General features: G+C 66.3%; 21 protein-coding genes. 19 read left to right on the top strand and 2 right to left on the bottom strand.

Annotated elements, in window-relative coordinates; translation table 11 throughout:
- Position 1 precedes the first annotated feature (1 nt).
- The 4 genes from AC07NY_RS24925 to AC07NY_RS24940 all read left to right on the top strand — a co-directional run bounded on the left by AC07NY_RS24925 (position 2) and on the right by AC07NY_RS24940 (position 4,433).
- A complete protein-coding gene (locus tag AC07NY_RS24925; RefSeq protein ID WP_494585968.1) occupies positions 2-1,135 on the top strand; it encodes an ABC transporter permease in 1,134 nt (377 codons plus the stop codon).
- A 98-nt stretch (positions 1,136-1,233) separates the two neighbouring features.
- Entirely contained in the window at positions 1,234-2,355 is a 1,122-nt protein-coding gene (locus AC07NY_RS24930) for an alpha/beta fold hydrolase (protein ID WP_494585969.1), read from the top strand.
- A gap of 9 nt (positions 2,356-2,364) precedes the next feature.
- Complete coding sequence (locus tag AC07NY_RS24935) at positions 2,365-3,312, top strand: bifunctional enoyl-CoA hydratase/phosphate acetyltransferase (RefSeq protein ID WP_494585970.1); 948 nt, start codon at positions 2,365-2,367, stop codon at positions 3,310-3,312.
- Entirely contained in the window at positions 3,309-4,433 is a 1,125-nt protein-coding gene (locus AC07NY_RS24940) for an acetate/propionate family kinase (protein WP_494585971.1), read from the top strand. The genes AC07NY_RS24935 and AC07NY_RS24940 overlap by 4 nt, the downstream gene beginning before the upstream one ends.
- Before the next feature lie 113 nt (positions 4,434-4,546).
- Here AC07NY_RS24940 and AC07NY_RS24945 read toward each other — a convergent pair whose 3' ends face one another.
- Positions 4,547-5,890 (bottom strand): porin, encoded by a 1,344-nt coding sequence (locus tag AC07NY_RS24945; protein ID WP_494585972.1) that lies wholly within the window; start codon positions 5,888-5,890, stop codon positions 4,547-4,549.
- 183 nt (positions 5,891-6,073) lie between these two features.
- Here AC07NY_RS24945 and AC07NY_RS24950 point away from each other — a divergent pair, with 183 nt between their 5' ends.
- The 3 genes from AC07NY_RS24950 to AC07NY_RS24960 all read left to right on the top strand — a co-directional run bounded on the left by AC07NY_RS24950 (position 6,074) and on the right by AC07NY_RS24960 (position 7,797).
- Positions 6,074-6,472, top strand: coding sequence for a hypothetical protein (locus AC07NY_RS24950; protein ID WP_494585973.1), 399 nt, complete (start codon positions 6,074-6,076; stop codon positions 6,470-6,472).
- A 534-nt stretch (positions 6,473-7,006) separates the two neighbouring features.
- Positions 7,007-7,147 carry a hypothetical protein gene (locus AC07NY_RS24955; protein ID WP_494585974.1) on the top strand — a complete coding sequence of 47 codons (141 nt, stop codon included), beginning with the start codon at positions 7,007-7,009 and terminating at the stop codon, positions 7,145-7,147.
- Between the two features lie 68 nt (positions 7,148-7,215).
- Complete coding sequence (locus AC07NY_RS24960; protein WP_494585975.1) at positions 7,216-7,797, top strand: hypothetical protein; 582 nt, start codon at positions 7,216-7,218, stop codon at positions 7,795-7,797.
- 178 nt (positions 7,798-7,975) lie between these two features.
- On the opposite strand, the gene AC07NY_RS24965 is transcribed toward AC07NY_RS24960, so the two are convergent.
- Positions 7,976-8,983: a SphA family protein gene (locus tag AC07NY_RS24965; protein ID WP_494585976.1), complete on the bottom strand. Its 1,008-nt coding sequence runs from the start codon at positions 8,981-8,983 to the stop codon at positions 7,976-7,978.
- 179 nt (positions 8,984-9,162) lie between these two features.
- On the opposite strand from AC07NY_RS24965, the gene AC07NY_RS24970 reads away from it, so the two are divergent.
- The 12 genes from AC07NY_RS24970 (at position 9,163) to AC07NY_RS25025 (ending at position 20,534) form a co-directional block, all read left to right on the top strand.
- Positions 9,163-9,408, top strand: coding sequence for a hypothetical protein (locus AC07NY_RS24970; RefSeq protein ID WP_492287840.1), 246 nt, complete (start codon positions 9,163-9,165; stop codon positions 9,406-9,408).
- A gap of 251 nt (positions 9,409-9,659) precedes the next feature.
- Positions 9,660-10,340 carry a hypothetical protein gene (locus AC07NY_RS24975; protein ID WP_494585977.1) on the top strand — a complete coding sequence of 227 codons (681 nt, stop codon included), beginning with the start codon at positions 9,660-9,662 and terminating at the stop codon, positions 10,338-10,340.
- A gap of 140 nt (positions 10,341-10,480) precedes the next feature.
- On the top strand, positions 10,481-12,076 hold the full coding sequence (locus AC07NY_RS24980) for an arylsulfatase (RefSeq protein WP_494585978.1): 1,596 nt from the start codon (positions 10,481-10,483) through the stop codon (positions 12,074-12,076).
- 73 nt (positions 12,077-12,149) lie between these two features.
- Positions 12,150-13,154 (top strand): HAD family hydrolase, encoded by a 1,005-nt coding sequence (locus AC07NY_RS24985; RefSeq protein WP_494585979.1) that lies wholly within the window; start codon positions 12,150-12,152, stop codon positions 13,152-13,154.
- A gap of 37 nt (positions 13,155-13,191) precedes the next feature.
- Complete coding sequence (locus AC07NY_RS24990; RefSeq protein WP_494586033.1) at positions 13,192-14,151, top strand: formylglycine-generating enzyme family protein; 960 nt, start codon at positions 13,192-13,194, stop codon at positions 14,149-14,151.
- A 103-nt stretch (positions 14,152-14,254) separates the two neighbouring features.
- Positions 14,255-15,238, top strand: coding sequence for an AAA family ATPase (locus AC07NY_RS24995; RefSeq protein WP_494585980.1), 984 nt, complete (start codon positions 14,255-14,257; stop codon positions 15,236-15,238).
- Between the two features lie 12 nt (positions 15,239-15,250).
- On the top strand, positions 15,251-16,252 hold the full coding sequence (locus AC07NY_RS25000; RefSeq protein WP_494585981.1) for a DUF58 domain-containing protein: 1,002 nt from the start codon (positions 15,251-15,253) through the stop codon (positions 16,250-16,252).
- The gene (locus AC07NY_RS25005) at positions 16,249-16,728 is read left to right on the top strand and encodes a DUF4381 domain-containing protein (protein WP_494585982.1); all 480 of its coding nucleotides are present in this window, start codon (positions 16,249-16,251) and stop codon (positions 16,726-16,728) included. Before AC07NY_RS25000 ends, AC07NY_RS25005 begins: the two co-directional genes overlap by 4 nt.
- A 2-nt stretch (positions 16,729-16,730) precedes the next feature.
- Complete coding sequence (locus AC07NY_RS25010; protein WP_494585983.1) at positions 16,731-17,747, top strand: VWA domain-containing protein; 1,017 nt, start codon at positions 16,731-16,733, stop codon at positions 17,745-17,747.
- Positions 17,747-18,658 (top strand): VWA domain-containing protein, encoded by a 912-nt coding sequence (locus tag AC07NY_RS25015; protein ID WP_494585984.1) that lies wholly within the window; start codon positions 17,747-17,749, stop codon positions 18,656-18,658. Before AC07NY_RS25010 ends, AC07NY_RS25015 begins: the two co-directional genes overlap by 1 nt.
- Positions 18,655-19,287, top strand: a complete 633-nt coding sequence (locus AC07NY_RS25020; RefSeq protein ID WP_494585985.1) for a tetratricopeptide repeat protein — start codon at positions 18,655-18,657, stop codon at positions 19,285-19,287. Before AC07NY_RS25015 ends, AC07NY_RS25020 begins: the two co-directional genes overlap by 4 nt.
- Complete coding sequence (locus AC07NY_RS25025) at positions 19,284-20,534, top strand: hypothetical protein (protein WP_494585987.1); 1,251 nt, start codon at positions 19,284-19,286, stop codon at positions 20,532-20,534. Before AC07NY_RS25020 ends, AC07NY_RS25025 begins: the two co-directional genes overlap by 4 nt.
- The last annotated feature ends 4 nt before the right edge of the window (positions 20,535-20,538 follow it).

The following is a 20,538-nucleotide window of genomic DNA, read 5'->3' on the forward strand; positions in this document are numbered from 1 at the left end:
GATGGCGGCGCTCGTCATCCATCTCCAGAACATCCTGCGCCTCGTGGTGAAGGAGCTGCGCAGCCTGCGCGCCGACCCCATCATGCTGGTGCTGGTGGCCTATACCTTCAGCATCGCCGTCTACACGGTCGCGACCGGCGTGAAGCTGGAGGCGCGCGACCTCACCATCGGGATCGTCGATGAGGACCAGTCGGAATTCTCGCGCTCGCTGCTCGGTGCCTTCGGCGCGCCCCTGTTCAAGGTCTCGAAACGCATCGCCGCCTCGGAGATCGACACCGAGATGAACTCCGGCCGGCTCGTCTTCGTGCTCGAGATCCCGCCGAAGTTCCAGGCGGACTTGCTGGCCAGGCGGCAGACGGCGCTGCAGCTCAATATCGATGCCACCGCGATGACCCAGGCCGGCAACGGCGCGGTCTATATCCAGCAGATCATCGCGGAGGAGATCGCGAACAGGCAGGCCGGGCGCGAGACCGCGCCCGCATCGCCGATCAATCTCGTGGTGCGGGCGCGCTTCAACCCCAATCTCGACTCCGGCTGGTTCAGCTCGGTGATGCAGGTGCTCAACAACGTCACCCTGCTGACGATCATCCTGACCGGCGCGGCCCTGATCCGGGAGCGCGAGCAGGGCACGGTCGAACACCTCCTGGTGATGCCGGTCACGCCGGTCGAGATCATGCTCGCGAAGATGGTGGCGAACGCCCTGGTCATTCTCGTCGCGGCGGTGGCCTCGCTCGTGCTCGTCGTCGAATGGATGCTCGGCGTGCCGATCGCCGGCTCGCTCCTCCTCTTCGTGCTGGGGACGGCGATCTATGCTTTTTCAGTCGCCGCGCTCGGCATCCTGCTCGGCACGCTGGCGACGACGATGGGGCAGTTCGGCCTGCTCGCGATCCCGGTCTTCGTGGTGACGCAGCTCCTGTCCGGCGCGACGACACCGATGGAGAGCATGCCGCTCTGGCTGCAATGGATCATGCGGGTCTTCTCGCCGACCCCGCATTTCGTCGCCTTCTCGCAAGGCGTGCTCTATCGCGGCGCCGGGCTCGACGTGGTCTGGCCCGAGATCGCCAAGATCATCGCGATCGGCGCGGCCTATTTCGCCTTCGCGCTCGCCCGCTTCCGGAAAGTGATCTTCGCGTGAGGGCGGTTTTGCCGCGGGAGCGGAAGCGGCCCGGTCGATTGTCATCGCGCTGTCGGCTTCCTAGTGTTCCGACCTGACGGGAGGAGGCCCCGCTCGACATGACCGCCCGCAAGAAGACCAACCCGGCCGCGCCGCGCGATGCCGACCGCCCCGCAGAACTCAGCCTGCCCTGGTTCTGGCCCGTCGATGCCGCGCTGCGCCTGACCGAGCGCAATCTCGATTTCCTCTCCGAAGCCGTGAAGATCACCCGCCCGCCGCCGCCGGACTGGGCGACGCCCAACACGGTGCGCCTCGACCTGCCCACCATGCGCCTGCGTGAGTTCGGCAAGGCCGTTGCCGGCAGCATTCCCGTTCTCGTTGACGCCCCCTATGCCGGGCATGGCGCCACCATCGCCGATTACGACAAGGGCCAGAGCCTCGTCGAGGTCTTGTTGGCGAACGGCATCGAGCACGTCCTCGTCACCGACTGGAAGCCGGCGACGCAGGAAATGCGTTATTTCAGCATCGACACCTATCTGGCTGAACTCAACGCTGCGATCGATGATCTCGGCGGCGTGGTGCATCTGGTCGGGCTCTGCCAGGGCGGCTGGCTGAGCGCGATGCTGGCCTCGCGCTTCCCGCACAAGGTCAGGTCGCTGGTGCTGGCGGGCTCGCCGATCGATGCCGATGCGGGCAACGGCCCGATCAAGCAGATGGCGCAGACCATGCCATTGAAGAGCTATCAAGCGATGGTGCGGGCCGGCCGCGGCCTGATGCCGGGGCGCTTCATGCTCGCGGGCTGGAAGAACATGCATCCCGAGGAGCACTACGTCGATAAGTTCGTCCGGCTCTACCAGAACCTCGCGGACCACAATTATCTCGACCGGACCGAGACCTTCGCCGCCTGGTACGAGAACCCGCTCGACCTGCCGGGCGTCTACTATCTCCAGGCCATCGAACAGATCTTCAAGGGCAATCGCTTCGCCAAGGGCGAGTTCGTCGGTCTCGGCCGGCGCCTCAGCCTGAAGGACGTGACCTGCCCGGTCTATCTGCTGGCCGGCGCCGCGGACGACATCACCACCAGCGAGCAGGTCTTCGCCGCGGAGGGCCTCGTCGGCACGCCGAAGAAGCTGATCGAGAAGAAGCTGGTGCCCGGTGGCCATATCGGCCTGTTCATGGGGCGTAAGACCCTCAGTGAGACATGGCCCGGCATCGCCCGCTGGCTCGCCACGCAACGCTAGAGAGGCGCCATGACGACGCTGACCTCCTCCGAGTATTTCCGGCTTGCGCTCGGCCGTTGCGAGGCGCTTCCGGCCGTGCGGACCGGGGTGGTGCATCCCGTCAAGGCCAATGTGATCGAGGCTGTGGCCGATGCCGTCAGCGAGCAGCTGATCGCGCCTGTCCTGATCGGCCCGGCCGGTCGCATCCACGCTGCGGCGCAGGAGGCCGGCATCGACATCTCGCCCTGGGAGATCGTCGATACCGAGCACAGCCACGAAGCGGCGGCCAAGGCGGTCTCGCTGGCCGCGGCGGGCGAGCTCGATGCGCTGATGAAGGGCTCGCTCCACTCCGACGAGCTTCTGGGCGCGGTCGTCCGATCCGATTCCGGATTGCGGACCGAGCGGCGCATCTCGCACGCCTTCGTGATGCATATCGAGAGCTACCCCAAGCCTTTCATCATCACCGACGCTGCGGTCAACATCGCGCCCGATCTCATGACGAAGGCCGATATCGTCCAGAACGCCGTCAATCTCTGGCATGTCGCGCTGAACGGCATCGACGAACTGCCGAAGGTCGCGGTGCTGGCCGCGGTCGAGACCGTCAATCCTCATATGACGGCGACGCTCGACGCCGCTGCCCTCTCGAAGATGGCTGATCGCGGCCAGATCACCGGCGCCATCGTCGACGGGCCGCTCGCCTTCGACAATGCGATCAGCGCCGCAGCGGCGAAGGAGAAGGGCATCGCCTCGGCCGTAGCCGGCCATGCCGATATCCTGCTCGTGCCCGAGATCGAGGCCGGCAACATGCTGGCAAAGCAACTCACCTTCCTGAGCGGCGCCGATGCTGCCGGAATCGTGCTCGGTGCGCGCGTGCCGATCATCCTGACGAGCCGCGCCGATAATCTGCGCGCGCGCCTGCTCTCCTGTGCGCTGGCCGCCCTCCTGGCGGAAGCGCGCCGCACGGGGCGGATCAAGTGATCGACACCGTCCTCGTCCTCAACGCCGGCTCGTCCAGCCTCAAGTTCCAGGTCTTTCGCGTCGGCGATCTCGACGTTCTCGCGCGGGGCAAGGCCGTGCGCCTTGGCGAGCCGGAACCCGCTATGGACGCGAGCCTCGCGGACGGCACCCGGGAGCGCATCGCGCTGCCGCCGGCCTGCGACCATGACACTGCTCTTGCGGCGGTCCTCGCCTTCGTCGACCGCCATGACGATGCCTGGCGGATGAAGGCGATCGTCCATCGCATCGTCCATGGCGGCGAACGCTTTGTCGATCCGGTCGTGGTCACGCCCGAGGTCTTCGCGGCGCTGGAGGCGCTTTCGCCGCTGGCGCCGCTGCACCAGCCCCACAATCTGGCCGCGGTGACCGCCGCACGGCGCTTGATGGGCGACGTGCCGAACATCGCCTGCTTCGACACCGCCTTCCACGCCCGCCACGACGTGCTCACCCATAACTTCGCTCTCGAACAGGGGCTGCGCGACAAGGGCATCCGTCGCTATGGCTTCCACGGCCTGTCCTATCAATGGCTGGAGATGGTGCTGGCCGAGCAGCATCCCCGTCTCCATGCGGGCCGCGTCGTCGCAGCTCATCTCGGCAATGGCGCGAGCCTCTGCGCCATCCTGGGCGGGCGCAGCATCGACACGACCATGGGGATGACGGCCCTCGATGGCCTCCCCATGGGCACGCGCTGCGGCGCGCTCGATGCCGGGGCCGTGCTCTACATGTTCCAGAGCCTGGGCATGAACGCGCAGGAGGTCTCGGACGCGCTCTATGAACGCTCGGGTCTGCTCGGGTTGTCGGGCCTCTCCAACGATGTCGAGACGCTGCTCAAAAGCGACGACCCGCGCGCCCGCTTCGCGCTCGACTATTTCGCGCTCAAGGTCGCGCAGTTCGCGGCATCCATGGCGGCCGCCATCGGTGGGATCGACGCGCTCGTCTTCACTGGGGGCATCGGCGAGCACGCGGCTCCCGTGCGCGATGCGATCGTCGAACGCCTGCGCTTTCTCGGCGCATTCGAGGTCATCGTGATCAAGGCGAACGAAGAGCGTGTGATGGCGCTGCAAGCGCGGGACTGCCTTGCCGGACAGGGGCAGAGACAATGACCGTCACGGCCGCTCTCGCGCTCTGAGACAGCCGATCCGGATAAGATCGCTTCTGCCTAGCGGTTTCCTGCCATGCCTTGCCGATGACGGCGCCTGCGCGATCGAGCGCCGCATCAGAAGGTTCGTTCGAGGAAGAGCTGTGCCGAGCTCTGCAGGCCGGAAAGGCTCGCCGCGCGTGCGTTTCCGGCGATGTCGAGCTTCTGCCAGGCGACGGAACCTTCGAGGCCGAGGCGCAGCCCATCGACCGGCGCCCAGACCAGGTTGGCCGCCACGCGGTCAATCTGGATTCGGCCCGCCAGCCCGGAGGCGTTCGGAATCGAGAGCCGATAGCGGCTGACATAGGCGTTGCTCGACCACTCGTCGGTCCATTCCCGTCCGATCGCGACCACGCCGGACCAGCCGCGCGTCGTCAGGTCTCCGGTCAGGACCGAAAAGGCCGTGCGCTGGTCGATTCGCGAACCGATATAGGGCGCCGCGTTCACGGCCCCGGCGACCTGGGCGGTCAGCGTCAGTGACCGGCCCAGAAGCGTCTTCTCCCAGGTCGCGCCGAGGATCGCGGCCCGGCCGACGCGGCTGGAACCGCCACCCGGCACCTCCCGTGCTGCGACGGCCCCATGCACCGTCAATCCGTCCTGTTCGTAAAGCAACCGCACGACACCGTCGGGTATCCGGCTTCCTCGCGCCGGCAACACTGTGCGCCGGTCGGCGGAGGCGTCTTCGGCCGAAAGCGACAGGCTGAGCTGTTCGGTCAGTTGGCGCTCATAGCCGATCAGCGCCACGGTGCGGCTTGGTATCCGCCCGACGAAGGCGAATTCGTCGCCGGCCCAGAAATCGAAGCGCGAGCCCGCAAGCCCGAAGGCGAACGCGCCGAAGGTGACGCTGGCCTCGCTCAGCGTGAGCTCGCTGCCGCCCTCGCTGGTCGTGTCCACGGAGAACTCGAAGGCGCTCGCCAGATAGCTGCCATCCGGAAGCGTCTGACCGGTCTCGATCCGGAAGGTAGTGCTCAGGGGAAAGCTGGTGGCGCTCTGCGGGACCAGTCCGGTCGCCCGCGCCAGTGCGTTCGCCTTGTAGTCGTCGCGCTGGATCCCGGCATTGACCGTGCCGGATACGGCGATGCAGGTGCCGGATCCCGGCGAGACGAAGCCGCGAGGGCTTTCGTCATCTTCGTCTTCGTCATCCTCATCATCGTCATCGTTTTCCGCGACGGGCTTCGACACGGTGGAAGAGGAGAAAAGCGGAGCCGGGTCCGGAGGCGCGATGGTGCAGCTGCGCAGGAACGCGGGTGGTTTGCCGGCAGCGCGTGCTTGCGAACCTGCGAGGATGGAGAAACAGATGGCGGCAAGCACCGTCACCGCATGAAACATGGCGGCGATCGAGCGCGCGCCGTGCCGAACCGGCGGGACGCGTTTCGCGTCAGACTGCATGCGTTTGGCGAAGCACATGATCTGCTCGCTCACTCATCGACATCATCCTGGTTTGCAAGCATTGGCGCTTCAAATAGTCACCCAGAATCCTTGCCTCATCATGTAACAGTTTCGATCACAAACTGCCTGCGGACTCTGATTAGCTACCGCCCATTGCGACACGCAAACAAGGTCGGCCGGACCGGTGGTTCAGTGGGCAAGGGCATGAAACGAGGCATGAAGCTTTTTGCTGCGACGCTGCTCGCCGCTGCCGCGACGATCGCGGGCCATTCCAGTCAGGCCGTCGAACGCCTGCAAGGTGCCTGGGCGACCAGCGCGGCACGTTGCGACCAGGTCTTCGCCAAGCGCAATGGCCGCCTCGTCTTCAAGAATTCGGCCGATGGCTGGTCGGGCTTCATCGCGACGGGCAAGCAGGTTCGCGGCACACAGGCGAGCTGCGAGGCGATCTCGTCGAAGCAGAAGGGCGATGTGCTGACCGTTCTGCTCAGCTGCCAGACCAAGATCATCTTCGAGACGATGAGCGTCTCCGTCCGCCTCATGCCCGATGGCGGCCTGGTGCGCTTCGATCCGGACTTTCCGGAGGTCGAGACGAGCTACAACCGATGCGACAAATGAGAGGCCGGGTATCGCGCTGCGGCGCGGTGCCATGCTTCGCGTCGCCGGTGCCCGAAAAGCTGATGAAGCACGGGAGGAGATGACATGATGTCGTTTCAAGGCGCGAAGGCGGCAGGTCGCCTTCAAGTGGCGCCGATGGCCGGTCTTCTGTCCAGGACCTTGGCTGGCAAGGCCTTGGCGGTGATGCTGATGCTGTCGCCGCTCGTGCCCCATGATGCACGGGCGCTTCCGCTGATGGCTCCTGGATTGGAGAGAGGGGAGCCCGGTCTCATCGAGCCGGCGCAATATCGCCGGGGCGTTGCGCGGGGTGGCGTCGCCGTCGGACCGAGAGGCGGCGCCATAGCCGGGCGGGGCTATGTCGCGCGCGGACCGCGCGGAGCCGTCGCCGGAAGAGGTTACGTCGCGCGCGGCCCGAGGGGGAATGTCGTGGCGGGCCGTGCGGCTGTTGTGCGCCCGGGCTATCGGCCTGCACCCGTCCCGGTCCGTCCTTGGGTCCGGCCCGCCGGCTATTGGTGGCATCCGGGCCTCGCCGTCGTGTCGGGAGCCGCGATCGGCTTCGCGACGGCCGCAGCGGCCAGGGCCTATGTCAATTCGCAGCCGCCGGCACCCGGCTATTGCTGGTTCTACACCAATCCGGAGCGCACGCAGGGCTTCTGGGACGTCTGCCCGCCCTGAGCCGGGTGGAAAGCCGCAAGAAGGGTCGAGCCGGGCAGACGTAATCCTATCCAAGGCGGGAGGTTTTGATGTCGAGACATATTGGCCTGATTGTCGCCCTCTCGATCGCCGCGGGAATCGCGGGTTGCGCTCCTTATCCGGAGATCACCAGCGAAACGGTCATCGTCGCCGGGGTCGGCCCGGTTGAGATCGAGCGGCTCAATGTCCGTGTGGTGTCGATCGACCGTGCCGATCGCTCGGTCATCGTCGAGCAGCGCGGCAACGCCTGGCGCGTCGATGTTCCGCCCGTATTCGGCAACCTCGAACGCCTTCGCGAAGGCGACATGGTCGAGATCCGGCGTGTCGAAGGCGTGCTCCTGGGCATCGGGCGCAGCAGGCGCGGGGCCAAGCCTTCGATCACCTACGCGGAGGCTGCGGGCGACCCGCAGTTCCAGAACCTGCCGGACAGATATGTCGTCAGGGCGATCACTTTGACGGCGAGGTTCGAGCGATTCGACACGGCGACGAACGTCGTGAGCTATGTCGGCCCGTTCGGCCCGCGCTCCCTCAAGGTCGCGGACCCCGCGATCAGGGCTGATCTGCGACGGCTGCGGAAGGGCGACATGGTCGACCTGAGCCTCGCCGAGGCATTCTACATCGTCCTGAACTAGACCGGCCCCGATGCCCCGGTGCCAGCTGTTCTCCAACCGTCAGGTTCAGGAGCGCGGCCGGTACCGGGGACTTGTCCACTCGACCGTCAGCAGCTAACGACCCGCGAAAGCGCGCGATCACCCGAGTTGCCCGACCTCTTTCCGCTGGAAACCGCGTTCCCGCTGGGACGGGCGGATGTCAGTGCTTGACGACCGCTGGGGCTGGAGCGGCGGGGGGCGGGACATGGCCTAGCGGGAAGGCGAGGCTGATCAGGGCGATCGTTCCCTGTGGCCGGTTCTCGACGCTGACCTCGCGCATGACCTTGAGGCGTGCCGCGACCGGCGTACCGGCGACGTTGAAATTATAGCCGATCGAGCCGCCGATGGCCGTGACGCGTCCCTTGTAGGAACCGAGCGAGGCTCCGCCGCCGCTGTCGCCGCTCACCTGCTGGTAGTGCGAGGCGATCAGGCCGATCGAGAATTCCTTGCTGAGATACTGCGTGATCGCAAGATCGGCATGCACGGCGTTGCCGCTGCGGTAGTCGGTGTCCTTGTTCCGGCCGTTGATCTCGAAACCGACCGCGGCGGAGATATCGAGGCCGATCTTGGGATCGAGCCAGGTTCCCGCCGCGAAAATATCGCCGATCCAGCGATTGAAGGCCATGTTCGAGAGCTCGCCGTCCTGGTAGGCGCCGGCCGGGATGCTCAGCGAGCCGCCGACCTGCCAGTGGAAATTGCCGGCGTGCCAGCCGATGAAGCTGGAAACGATGGGATCGCCGAGATTGAAGGTGGCATCGCGGGCGGTCACCCCGAAGGCGCGGCCAAGGCGCGGTGCCGCGATCACGGCACCGGCGCTGATCCGCGGCGTGCCGAACGGGATGGAGACGGCGAAGGCGAGATTGCCTCCGAATATCTGGAGAGGCGTGACCCAGGTCGGGGTCATGAAGTTGGCCCGCGCCTCGACCTTGACGTTGCCCAACACGGCGCCGCCGAACTGCGTCTGGGTCCGTGCCGAAAGCCGCCCGGAATAAGAGTAGAAATCATTCTCGAAATAGAAGCCGGGCGGCGGCAGCATGCCGGCTCCAGGGCCGTGAAGTCCCGGGAGATAGAGGCTCGCGCCCCCCTCGGTCGCCGAGAGCTGGGTCGGGATCGAGGCACTGCAGAGAACGGCCGTTGCACCGAGAAGGGCGGTCCGGAATCGCTTCATGGCATGCGCCCTCCGTCACGAGAACGAAGGGTCTTACGATCAATGGGGAGCGTCAAGCTGCGGGGGTAAACATCGAGCCGGGCGCGGCTGCCGGGGCTGCAACTGTATCGACTGCATCTGGAGCGAGATTACGGGCGTATATGCTTTCGATACGCCCTGCGATCCGATGGATGGCTGGTATGGAACAGGCGCAAAAACGCGGGCTTGCCCGCCTGATGCTCCGCTGGCCGGATCGACGCGCTGTCCTGCGCGAGAAATACGGCCATGACCTTCGCCTGGCGGAACTGTGCGAAGCCTACGAGGCCGCCTGCGAGGCTGCGGCCTACTGGGCGAAATCGCCCTCGGCGGTTGGCCTGGAGCGCACCGCGGAGTACAACGCACTCGCATCCGCGACAGAACAAGATATTCTGGAGAGGATTTCCTAACCTCGTCGTTCTCGGTCCTATGGCGGCGAGAACCCGTGTCTTGCCAAAATGGCAATAGTTGCGCCACTGTTACAACGATTGACGAAAGATGATTTTTCGATCCAGGCTTTGGAGGCGGAGCAATGGACGAAAAGATGTCGGCCGAGGGTGAGGAGCCCTCGTCTGAAGACGTACTTTCGGCTCTCCAAGCGTTAATTGCCAATGATGCGCTCAGGATATCGGAAAGAAACCGGCGTTTCCTGAGTTTCGTCGTGACGCAGACGATCGACGGGCGATCCGACCGGATCAAGGCCTATTCGATCGGTGTTGACGTCTTTGGAAGAGATGACAGCTTCGACCCGACGGTCGATCCCATCGTGCGTATCGAGGCCACGCGACTGCGCTCGGCCCTGACCGCCTATTATGACGGCATGGGAGGGGGGGATCGCGTCAGGATCACGATCCCGCGCGGCAGCTATGTGCCGACATTCGCATGGTCGCCGGGGATGGCTGCGGCTGGTCGCAGCCTCGAAGGCCTCGCGGACGCGATTGCCGACGGACCGCCCGCGGCGGTGGTGATCCATGACCACTCCGACCGCGCCGATCCCGAGGTCGAATTGCGCGGCGAGCTTTTCACCGACGCGCTGCTGCCGCTGTTGCGAAAGGCGCATTTCAAGACGCTCATCGTTCCGTCGGTGGAGCGCAGCGCCGCATCCGGCGCGATTCATGCGCTTTTCGCTCATCCCGGCGAGACCTATTCCCTCGACATCGCCGTGCGCCCTCTGGCGGAACGCCGCCGCTATTCCTGGCGCTTCAGCGATCTGCGCAATGGCGAGGTGCTGGCTTCGGGCTTCCGGGATTTCCTTGCGAAGGCGACACCATGCTTCGAGCTGATCGACGATCTCGCCGATGCTGCGGTGCAGTCGATTTCGGCCGTGATCGCGCCCCGCTGAGGCTGCGGCGCGTGTCGGCGATACAGTTACAGCCTTAAGCGCCCGCTACCTCCGTGCGACCTTCCCGGCGTCGCGCACCCAGGCTTGCGCTCTCGATGACGCGCAGTGCCCGGCGACGGATCCGAAACCGGGAGTGTCTCATGGGACGCCATAAATTCCTTGCCGCGGTCGGTCTCGCGGTGGGCCTGGGGCTGTCGGCAATGCCGGCAAATGCCCAGCCTGCACCCAGCCCTGCGGGCTCGGCCAAGCCCAACATCCTCGTCATCTTCGGTGACGATATCGGCCAATCGAACATCAGCGCCTATTCGCACGGCCTGGTCGGCTACAAGACGCCGAATATCGACCGGATCGCCAAGGAAGGCATGATGTTCACCGACTATTATGCGGAGAACAGCTGCACGGCCGGGCGCTCGACCTTCATCACCGGGCAGGTCTGCCTGCGCACCGGTCTCTGCAAGGTCGGCATTCCCGGAGCGACGGTCGGCCTGCAGGATCGCGACGTGACGATCGCGGAGGCCCTGAAGCCGCTCGGCTACGCGACCGGGCATTTCGGCAAAAACCATCTTGGCGACCGCGACGAATACCTTCCGACGCGGCACGGCTTCGACGAGTTTTTCGGCAATCTCTACCACCTGAATGCCGAAGAGGAGCCGGAGAGGCCTTATTTCCCGAAGAACGACACGGCTTACGTCAAGGCCAACTCACCACGCGGCGTCCTCAAATCCTCGGCTGACGGGAAGATCGAGGATACCGGGCCGCTGACCCGCAAGCGCATGGAGACGGTCGACGACGAGACCACTGCCGGCGCGATCGATTTCATGCAGCGCCAGGTGAAGGCCAACAAGCCTTTCTTCACCTGGATGAACACAACGCGCATGCATGCTTTCACCCATGTCCGCGACGCGATGAAGGGACAGAGCGGCATGCCCGGCAACGACTATGCCGACGGCATGATCGAGCATGACGGCGATGTCGGAAAGTTGCTCAAGGCGATCGATGATCTCGGCGTCGCCAACAACACCATCGTCATCTACACCACCGATAACGGTCCGAACCAGTGGTCCTGGCCCGATGCGGCAACGACGCAGTTCCGCTCCGAGAAGGATACGAACTGGGAGGGTGCCTTCCGTGTCCCGGCGATGATCCGCTGGCCCGGCAAGATCAAGGCAGGCGAAATCTCGAACGAGATGGTCTCCGGCCTCGACTGGTTCCCGACCCTTGTCGCGGCCGCCGGCGACGGCGAGATCAAGGACAAGCTGCAGAAAGGCACCGCGCTCGGCAGCAAGCAGGCAAAGGTCCATCTCGACGGCTACAACCAGCTCCCATACCTCACTGGTCAGCAGACAAAATCCGCCCGCAACGAGTTTTTCTACTTCAACGATGACGGCGAACTCGTCTCCTATCGCTATAACGACTGGAAGATCGTGTTCTGCGAACAGCGCGCACCGGGCGGGTTCACCGTGTGGTCAAACCCCTTCACCTGTCTGCGCGCCCCGAAGGTCTTCAATCTGCGCATGGATCCGATGGAGCGGGCCGACGTCGTCTCCGATCAGTACTATGACTGGCTCGCGAAGAACGCCTACCTGATCCAGTATGGCGTCTACCGGGTCGCGCCTTTCCTGGGAACCTTCAAGGACTTCCCGCCGAGCCAGCGGCCGGCGAGCTTCAGCGTCGACCAGATGGTGGAGGCCCTGATGAAGAACCTCGATCAGGCCGCGAGCAAGGCGAGCAAGTAACCACCCGCGATAGAACGAGCCGGCCCATGGGCCGGCTCGTTTCGCTTGGGAATGACGACCGGGAGGACGGGCCATGGGCCGCTTGATCGGGAAGCTTGCAAGAGGGGCAACGATCCTTCTGTCGTTATCAGCGTTCTCGGCCTTCGCGCAGCAGGCCGATCCGCTGCCTTCCTGGAATGACGGCAAGGCCAAGCAGGCCATCCTCGATCTCGTCGGAAAGGTCACGCAGGAAGGCGGTCCGGACTTCGTGCCGCCCGAACGCCGCATCGCCACCTTCGACAATGACGGCACGCTCTGGGCCGAGCAGCCGGTCTATTTCCAGCTCCAGTTCGCGCTCGACGAGATCAAGCGGTTGGCCACCGAGAAGCCCGAGCTCAAGGGCAAGGAACCCTATCGCTCAGTCCTCGTACGTGACCTGAAATCGCTCACCGCCGACCACGGCAAGGGCCTGCTGCAGGCCATGATGACGACCCATACCGGCATGACGACCGACGCTTTCGCCAGCCTTGTCGGCAACTGGCTGGACACGGCACGGCATCCGACGAAGCAGCGCCGCTATGACGAGATGGTCTATCAGCCGCAGCTCGAATTGCTGCGTTATCTGCGCAGCCAGGGCTTCAAGACCTTCATCGTCTCGGGCGGTGGCGTCGAGTTCATGCGCGTCTTCGCCGAGAAGACCTATGGCATCCCACCGGAACAGGTCGTGGGCTCGTCGGGCGTCGTCACGTACCGTCTCGATGCCAGCGGCAGGCCGGAGCTGTTCAAGCAGGCGAAGACCGAGTTCGTCGATGACGGGCCCGGCAAGCCGGTCGGCATCAACCGCTTCATCGGCCGCCGCCCGATCCTCGCCTTCGGCAATTCCGACGGCGACCTGCAGATGCTCCAGTATACGGCGGCAGGCAGCGGGCCACGACTGGCGCTGATCATTCATCACACCGATGCCGAGCGCGAATGGGCCTATGATCGCGGCTCGCCTATCGGCAAGCTCGACAAGGCGCTGGACGAGGGCCGAGCCAAGGGCTGGACCATCGTCGACATGAAAGCCGACTGGAAGACGGTTTTCCCCGGTAAACCGTGATCACGCTGCCCGGACGATCGAAGGAGCGCCAACCATGATGAATGCCGCATTCGGAGAAGCGCGTTCGATCACGGACGGCATGATCCGCATCGAAGGCGGCCCCTTCCGGATGGGCTCCGACCGGCACTATGCCGAGGAGGCGCCGAGCCATCGCGTCAGCGTCGATAGCTTCTGGATCGACGAGACGCCGGTGACCAACAGCCAGTTCCGTCGTTTCGTCGAGGCGACCGGCCACGTGACCTTCGCCGAGATCCCGCCCGATCCCAAGGACTATCCCGGCGCCCTGCCGCACATGCTGCGGGCCGGCTCGATGATGTTCGATCCGCCGACGCATGCAGTCGAAACGCGTGACTGGGCGCAATGGTGGACGTTCAAGTTCGGTGCGACCTGGCGCAAGCCCTACGGCGCCGGTTCCTCGATCAAGGGGCTGGACGATCATCCCGTCGTGCATGTCGCCTATCGCGATGCCGAAGCCTATGCCGCCTGGGCCGGCAAGGCGTTGCCGACCGAAGCCGAATGGGAATTCGCAGCCTGGGGCGGGCGCGAAGGCAGCGAGTTCGCCTGGGGCGACGAGCTCACGCCGGAGGGCCGCCACATGGCCAATACCTGGCAGGGCGCGTTTCCGCACGAGAACAGCAGGGAAGATGGCTGGGCCCGCACATCGCCGGTCCGGGCCTTTCCGCCGAACGGCTACGGACTCCAGGACATGATCGGCAATGTCTGGGAATGGACCGCCGATTTCTGGTCCGTGCGCCATCAGGCCGATGCGCCGAAAGCCTGCTGCGTGCCGCAGAATCCGCGCGGCGGCCCGGAAGCCGAGAGTTACGATACGCGCCAACCGACGATCCGCATTCCCCGCAAGGTGCTGAAGGGCGGTTCGCATCTATGCGCCCCCAGCTATTGCCGGCGCTATCGTCCGGCGGCGCGCCATGCCGAGCCGATCGACACCTCGACCAGCCATGTCGGCTTCCGCTGCGTGCTGCGCGAGAGAGGCTGACGGCCTCCGGCACAACCGTAACCGTAACAGGGCTGACTTCGCCGGGGCCTGCCGCCCAAATCCCCGGAACGACGCCGTTGTCGGCGTTCCGGGGATTTGGGCGATGGATGGAGCCGGACAAAGCGCACGCGATGCCGTCCGGGAGCTCCAGAGCCGGATCAACCAGGACATCATCGGTCAGGAAAAGGTCGTCGAGCGCATCGTCATCGCGCTGCTCGCCGACGGCAATGTCCTGCTCGAGGGTTTGCCCGGCCTCGCCAAGACCCGGGCGATCAAGAGCCTGTCGAAGAATCTCGAATCCGATTTCAGCCGCATCCAGTTCACGCCCGACCTGCTGCCCTCCGACGTCACCGGCGGCGAGATCCTGCGTCCTGACGGCCAGTTCGAATTCCGCAAAGGCCCCGTCTTCGGCAATCTCATTCTCGCAGACGAGATCAACCGCGCCCCGCCCAAGGTCCAGTCGGCCCTGCTCGAGGCGATGGAGGAGCGGCACGTCACCGTCGCCGGCAAGCGCTACGACCTGCCGCCGCTCTTCATGGTCCTGGCGACCCAGAACCCGATCGAGCAGGAAGGCACCTATCCGCTGCCGGAAGCGCAGATGGACCGCTTCCTGATGCATGTCCGGATCGATTACCCCTCCGATGCCGACGAGGTGAAGGTGATGCGGTTGGTTCGCTCCGAGAACGCGGCCGCATCCGGCAATCCGGTACCGCCTCCTGCGAAAATCCCGCAGGAGGCCATTCTGCAAGCCAGGGCCGAGATCGACCGGGTCACGACGAAGGACGTCGTCGAGACCTACATGGTCGCGCTCATCGCCGCGACGCGGCGGCCGGCCGAATTCGGCGAACATCTCAAGAGCTGGATCGCGGTCGGGGCGAGCCCGCGCGGCTCGCTCGCGCTCGACCGCTGCTCGCGAACCTATGCCTGGTTGCAGGGGCGCGACTACGTCACGCCCGAGGACGTCCAGTCGGTCGTGCATGACTGCCTCAGGCACCGTGTCTCGCTCGCTTACGAGGCCGGCGCCGACGGCGTGAATGCGGACGCGGTGCTGGACGAGGTGGTGAAGCAGGTCGCCGTCGCGATCTAGCGGAGAGAGCCCATGGCGCTGATGCGGGAGCGGGCGGGGCCGGACAGGAAGGCGAGAACGACAGGCGCACGCGCCTTCGTCACGCTCGACGAGCTCCTTCGCCTCAAGCACCGCGCCCATGGCTTCAGCTTCAAGCCCCGCCAGCCGGTCCACAGTCTGCTCGCCGGCCGCCATGCCTCGCGCCTGCGTGGCCGCGGGCTGAATTTCGAGGAGTTGCGCCACTATTTCGAGGGCGACGATACCCGCACCATCGACTGGCTCGCGACGGCGCGGCTCGGCAGCCCGCATATCCGGGTCTATTCCGAGGAGCGCGACCGGCCGGTGCTGCTGCTCGTCGACCAGCGCAGCACGATGTTCTTCGGCAGCCACCGGATGATGAAGTCGGTCGCTGCCGCGGAAGTCGCGGCGCTCGCGGCCTGGCGCGTGACCTCGCTGGGTGATCGCGTCGGTGCCGTCGTCTTCGGCGATAGCGGCGTCGTTACCGTGAGCCCGCAGGCCCGCGACCATGGCGCGGTCCGCGTCCTCTCGGAGATCGCCCGCCAGAACGCTGCCCTGAATCCTCTCCCATCGGCCGGGCCCGGGGCCGCTCGCCTCAACGAGGCGCTCGCCGCCGCGGCGCGGATCGTCGCGCATGACGGGCTGATCTGCCTGATCTCCGATGCCGCCGGCGAGGATGACGAGACCCAGCGCTTGGTGACGCGCCTCACGGCCCATAACGATGTTCTGGCAACCTTCGTTCACGACCCGCTGGAGCAGGATTTTCCGGATATCGGTTCCGCGATTTTCAGCTCAGGACCCGCGCAGATCGAGGTCGATACATCGTCCGCCGCCCTGAGGGGCCGGTTCAGCGAAGAGCGGGAGCAATGGCGCGCGCGGCTCGCAGGCCTATCGCGCGATCGAGCGATTCCGGTCCTGCCGATCTCGACCGAGCGCGACGTCGCCACGCAATTGCGCGAGCTGATCGGCCGGCGTCAGGCGCAGAGATTGGGTCGTCTCGGGGGGAGGGCGCCATGAGCAGCGACCCCGGTGATCTCGCCAACATGGCCGATCTGGCCTTGCCGGAGCCGATATCGTTCTGGCCGCCCGCAGCCGGTGTCTGGATCGTTGGCGTGACGATTGGCGCGACGCTGGCCGTCATGGCCTGGCGGGCACTGCGGCGCTACCGGGCCGATGCCTATCTCCGACGTGCGGCAGCCGAGATCGATGCATTGCGCGAGGGCGACGCCGGGACCACTGAAGCGGTTTCAGCTGTGCTGAAACGAGCGGCTATCATCGCCTATGGCCGGGAGGAGGTGGCATCACTGACTGGGGAGTACTGGGCCGCCTTCATCACGCAGACCAGTCCGGCCGGCAGCCGGACGACCGATCTGACCGAGCGCCTGGCAGACATCTCCGCTCCCGGCGGGCGCGTGTCGGAAGCGGGCGCGCTTGTGAGACAGGCGAAGAACTGGCTCCGCGGCCAGCGCGGGCGAGGGGCGAAGGAAGCGTGACGATGCTCAGCTTCGCCTATCCCTGGATCGCGCTCATCGCCCCGCTGCCGTTGCTCGTCCGGTTCGCGTTGCCGGCACATGTCGGGCAGCGTGTCGGGTTGACCGTGCCGTTTTTCGACAGGCTGGCCCGGCTCAGCGGCCAGACATCATTCTCGGGTGGTGTCGTGGCGAGGCACAGCCCCGCCAGCCGTATCGTGCTGGTGGTGATATGGTTGCTCGTCATGGCGGCACTTGCCCGGCCGCAATGGATCGAGCCGCCCCTGCATCGCGACCTGCCGACGCGCGATCTGCTCCTGCTGGTCGATCTCTCGGGCTCGATGGATACGCGCGATTTCGTCGATGCGTCCGGGCGCACGGTCGACCGGCTCGCAGCGGTTAAGCAGGTGCTCGATGATTTCCTGTCGCGCCGCAAGGGCGACCGGGTCGGCGTCGTCGTCTTTGGCGACGCGCCTTTCGCGCTCGTGCCGTTCACCACCGATCTCGATCTCTGCCGCGCCATGCTCCGTGACACGGCGGTCGGCATGGCTGGGCCGCGCACGGCCTTCGGCGATGCGATCGGCCTCGGCATCGGGCTGTTCGCCCGGAGCACGGTCAAGGCGAAGACGATCATCGCGCTGACCGACGGCAACGACACGCTGAGCAAGGTGCCCCCAGCCGAGGCCGCCCGCGTCGCGAAGGACAAGGGCATAGTCATCCACACGGTGGCGGTCGGCGACCCGCAGGCGGCCGGTGAGGACAAGCTCGACGAGGCCGCGTTGAAGGAGGTCGCGACAACGACAGGCGGCGGCTTCTTCCGCGCGCTCGATCGGGCCGGGCTCGCGCAGATCTATCAGCGTCTCGACGCGATCGAGACGCGCCGCATCGACAGCGTCAGCTTTCGACCACGCCGCGATATCTACTGGGTGCCGCTCGCCGCAGCTCTCGTTTTGACGTTGCTCGCTCAGGCTTTCGGTATGATCCGTCGGCATCGGCGGGCGATATCTGCCGGATCGGCTGTGGTTGCCGAAGCGAGGCCGTGATGGAAGCGCTCGCCGCCTTCCATGTCGAACGGCCGCTCTGGCTCCTGGCCTTGGTCCCGGCTGCCATTCTGTGGCGGCTGGCGCGCCGCAGTTTCGATCCTGCCCTGCAATGGCGCCGCGTCATCGATCCCGCACTGCTGCCTTACCTCCTGACCGGGGACGGCAGGCGTGCGCGCATCGGTCCCGCCGATTGGCTGTTCGCCGGTTGCATCATCGCGGCCATTGCGATCGCGGGCCCGGCCTGGCAGCGCGAACCGTCGCCCTTCGCCGAAGCCAAGCCGCCTGTTGCGGTCGTGCTGAAGGTCACCCCGTCCATGCTGACGGAGGACCTTGCGCCGACGCGGCTCGATCGCGCCCGGCAGAAGCTGGCCGATGTTCTCGCGGTGCGGGAGGGCGCCTCGACGGCATTGATCGCCTATGCCGGCTCGGCGCATCTTGTCCTGCCGCCGACGCCGGACGGCGCCGCTGTCATCGAGCTCGCCAAGGCGCTCTCGCCCGGGATCATGCCGAAGCAGGGCGATGATCTCGCAGGCGCGCTCGCGCTGGCGAGACGCGCGCTTGCCGGCGCCGGTCAAGGCGGGACGATCCTTCTCCTCGCCGATGAGGCCCTACCGGGCGGCATGGCAGCACAGCCGGCTGGTTCGCCGCGGGTGACGATCCTGGCCCTGCGCGATGCCACGGCCGAAGCGGCTGGGCTCGCCGAGGTGGCAAAGGCTTTGGGCGGCACGGTGGTCGCGACCACGCCCGACCAGTCCGACGTCGCGGCCATCGTCCGTCGTCTCGACCGTGGCGACAATGCTGCGGGCATCGCTGGCGAGGGAGATCACTGGCGCGAGGCCGGTTACTGGCTGGTCCCGATCCTCGCGCTTCTGGCGCTGCCCTGGTTCCGGCGCGGCTGGGGGGTGGCATGATCCGCTCGCACCGCGTTACGCCCTATGCGGCCCTCGTGTTTCTGGCAGCTCTGGCCTTGCTGGTGGCCGGGTCCTGGCTGGGCTTCCGCGATCTGTGGTTAAGCCCGGACCAACGCGGCCGCCTCCTTTTGCAACGGGGCCAGGCGGCCGAGGCCGCGCAGGCGTTTCGCGACCCGCTCTGGCGTGGGGTCGCCCTGTTCAGGGCAGGGGATTTCAAGGGCGCGGCGCAGGCCTTCGCGGTGCGCGACATCGCGGAAGCGGCTTTCGATCAGGGCAATGCGCTGGTGATGCTCGGACAATATGACGAGGCGTTGAAGCGCTTCGACCGCTCGCTTGCGTTGCGGCCGGGCTGGCCGGAAGCACTGCGCAACCGCGAGATCGCCCGCATCCGCGCGGAGCGTCGCAAGACGGAGGGTGGCGAGACCGGCCAAACCGATTCCCGGCCGGACCAGGTCGTCTTCGACAAGACGAAGCCCGGTGGCGAGGACACGACGGTGCAGGCCGCGATGCCGATGTCGGACGAGGCGGTGCGCGCCCTCTGGCTGAAACGCGTGCAGACCCGCCCGGCGGATTTCCTGCGGGCAAAATTCGCCTATCAGCTCGGCGCGCCGCCGGGAGCGGCGCCATGAGAGCCCTTCTCCTGCTTCTGTCGCTCACTGTCCCGATGATCGCGTTCGCGCAGGCGCCTGCCGAGCCGCCAATCATCCGCACGACACTCGACCCCACGAGCGGAATCGTCATCGGCCAGCCGGTTCGGCTCAACGTGGCGGTGCTGTTCCCCGGCGCGATGCAGCATCCGCCGCTCGTCAACGTGCCGGAAGCGGCGGGGGCCCAGATCCTGAGATTCGAGACGCAGGCGATTACCAGCCGCGACCGGATCGACGGCCGGGACTATGTCGGCCAGAGCTTCGAATTCGTCATCTTCCCGCGGCGCGGGGGCGAGATCGCGATACCGGCGCCGGCCGTCACGCTGCTGACGCGCGATGGCGACCCGGCGGGTTCGATGACCGGCGCAGCGACAGGTTTCAGCGTCAGCGTGCCTCCCGGTATCGACCCATCCGGCCCGGTGCTCGTCGCCGACAGTGTGAGCGCGAGCGAGAGCTGGTCGCCGGAACCTCGGGAGCGTTCGTTCCGTGCCGGAGATGCGGTGGTCCGGACGATCCGGCGTCAGGCCGCAGGCGTGCCGGCGCTCGGCATGGCCGAGTTCCGCTTCGAGGCGCCGGACGGAGTGCGGATCTATGTCGATCCGCCGGTGATCGAGGATCGCAGCAATCGCGGCAGCGTGGACGGGCATCGCACCGACAAGGTCACCTATGTCTTCGAGCAGCCGGGCAGCTTCGCGCTGCCGGCCCTGTCGCAGCCCTGGTGGAGCCTCGCCGACAAGACGGCGAGGACCGAGACGCTGCCGGGGCTGACGGTCACGATCGCGGCCGCGACGCAACCAGCCCGGCCCGGCCGATCTGCCATGTGGTCGTGGACGCTTGGAGGATTGGCTCTGATCCTGATCGCGCTGCTGGCCCTGCTGCGCGAGCGCCTCCGCGCGCTCTGGCGGCAGGCCGTCATCGGGCTTGGCGGCTCGGAATGGTCCGCACGCTGGCAGCTGCGGCGAGCCGCGAGGAGCGGGGAAGCCGGCGCAAGCTATCGTGCCTTCGCGATCTGGCATGGCCGCCTGTCCTCGGCTGACCGGGAGGCCTTGCGCAGAGACCCGCGCGTGGCGCCGTGCCTGGCGGAGCTCGAGCGGGCGACGTTCGGCGGCGGTGGCTGGAGCAGGCGAAGCGGGCGGGAGCTGGCGCGTGCCGTAGCTGGCTGGCGGCATCCGAAAGGCGGCGGCAAGGCGATGCAGGCCGCGCTTCCCCCACTCAATCCCGCCTCGTAGAAGC

The sequence above is a fragment of the Allobosea sp. GW821-FHT09G06 genome, assembly GCF_059416005.1.

Coding starts and splice junctions, on each gene's coding strand:
- AC07NY_RS24925 (WP_494585968.1), top strand. CDS start 2: ATGGCGGCGCTCGTCATCCATCTCCAGAACATCCTGCGCCTCGTGGTG.
- AC07NY_RS24930 (WP_494585969.1), top strand. CDS start 1,234: ATGACCGCCCGCAAGAAGACCAACCCGGCCGCGCCGCGCGATGCCGAC.
- AC07NY_RS24935 (WP_494585970.1), top strand. CDS start 2,365: ATGACGACGCTGACCTCCTCCGAGTATTTCCGGCTTGCGCTCGGCCGT.
- AC07NY_RS24950 (WP_494585973.1), top strand. CDS start 6,074: ATGAAGCTTTTTGCTGCGACGCTGCTCGCCGCTGCCGCGACGATCGCG.
- AC07NY_RS24960 (WP_494585975.1), top strand. CDS start 7,216: ATGTCGAGACATATTGGCCTGATTGTCGCCCTCTCGATCGCCGCGGGA.
- AC07NY_RS24965 (WP_494585976.1), bottom strand. CDS start 8,983: ATGAAGCGATTCCGGACCGCCCTTCTCGGTGCAACGGCCGTTCTCTGC.
- AC07NY_RS24970 (WP_492287840.1), top strand. CDS start 9,163: ATGGAACAGGCGCAAAAACGCGGGCTTGCCCGCCTGATGCTCCGCTGG.
- AC07NY_RS24980 (WP_494585978.1), top strand. CDS start 10,481: ATGGGACGCCATAAATTCCTTGCCGCGGTCGGTCTCGCGGTGGGCCTG.
- AC07NY_RS24985 (WP_494585979.1), top strand. CDS start 12,150: ATGGGCCGCTTGATCGGGAAGCTTGCAAGAGGGGCAACGATCCTTCTG.
- AC07NY_RS24990 (WP_494586033.1), top strand. CDS start 13,192: ATGAATGCCGCATTCGGAGAAGCGCGTTCGATCACGGACGGCATGATC.
- AC07NY_RS24995 (WP_494585980.1), top strand. CDS start 14,255: ATGGATGGAGCCGGACAAAGCGCACGCGATGCCGTCCGGGAGCTCCAG.
- AC07NY_RS25000 (WP_494585981.1), top strand. CDS start 15,251: ATGGCGCTGATGCGGGAGCGGGCGGGGCCGGACAGGAAGGCGAGAACG.
- AC07NY_RS25005 (WP_494585982.1), top strand. CDS start 16,249: ATGAGCAGCGACCCCGGTGATCTCGCCAACATGGCCGATCTGGCCTTG.
- AC07NY_RS25010 (WP_494585983.1), top strand. CDS start 16,731: ATGCTCAGCTTCGCCTATCCCTGGATCGCGCTCATCGCCCCGCTGCCG.
- AC07NY_RS25015 (WP_494585984.1), top strand. CDS start 17,747: ATGGAAGCGCTCGCCGCCTTCCATGTCGAACGGCCGCTCTGGCTCCTG.
- AC07NY_RS25020 (WP_494585985.1), top strand. CDS start 18,655: ATGATCCGCTCGCACCGCGTTACGCCCTATGCGGCCCTCGTGTTTCTG.
- AC07NY_RS25025 (WP_494585987.1), top strand. CDS start 19,284: ATGAGAGCCCTTCTCCTGCTTCTGTCGCTCACTGTCCCGATGATCGCG.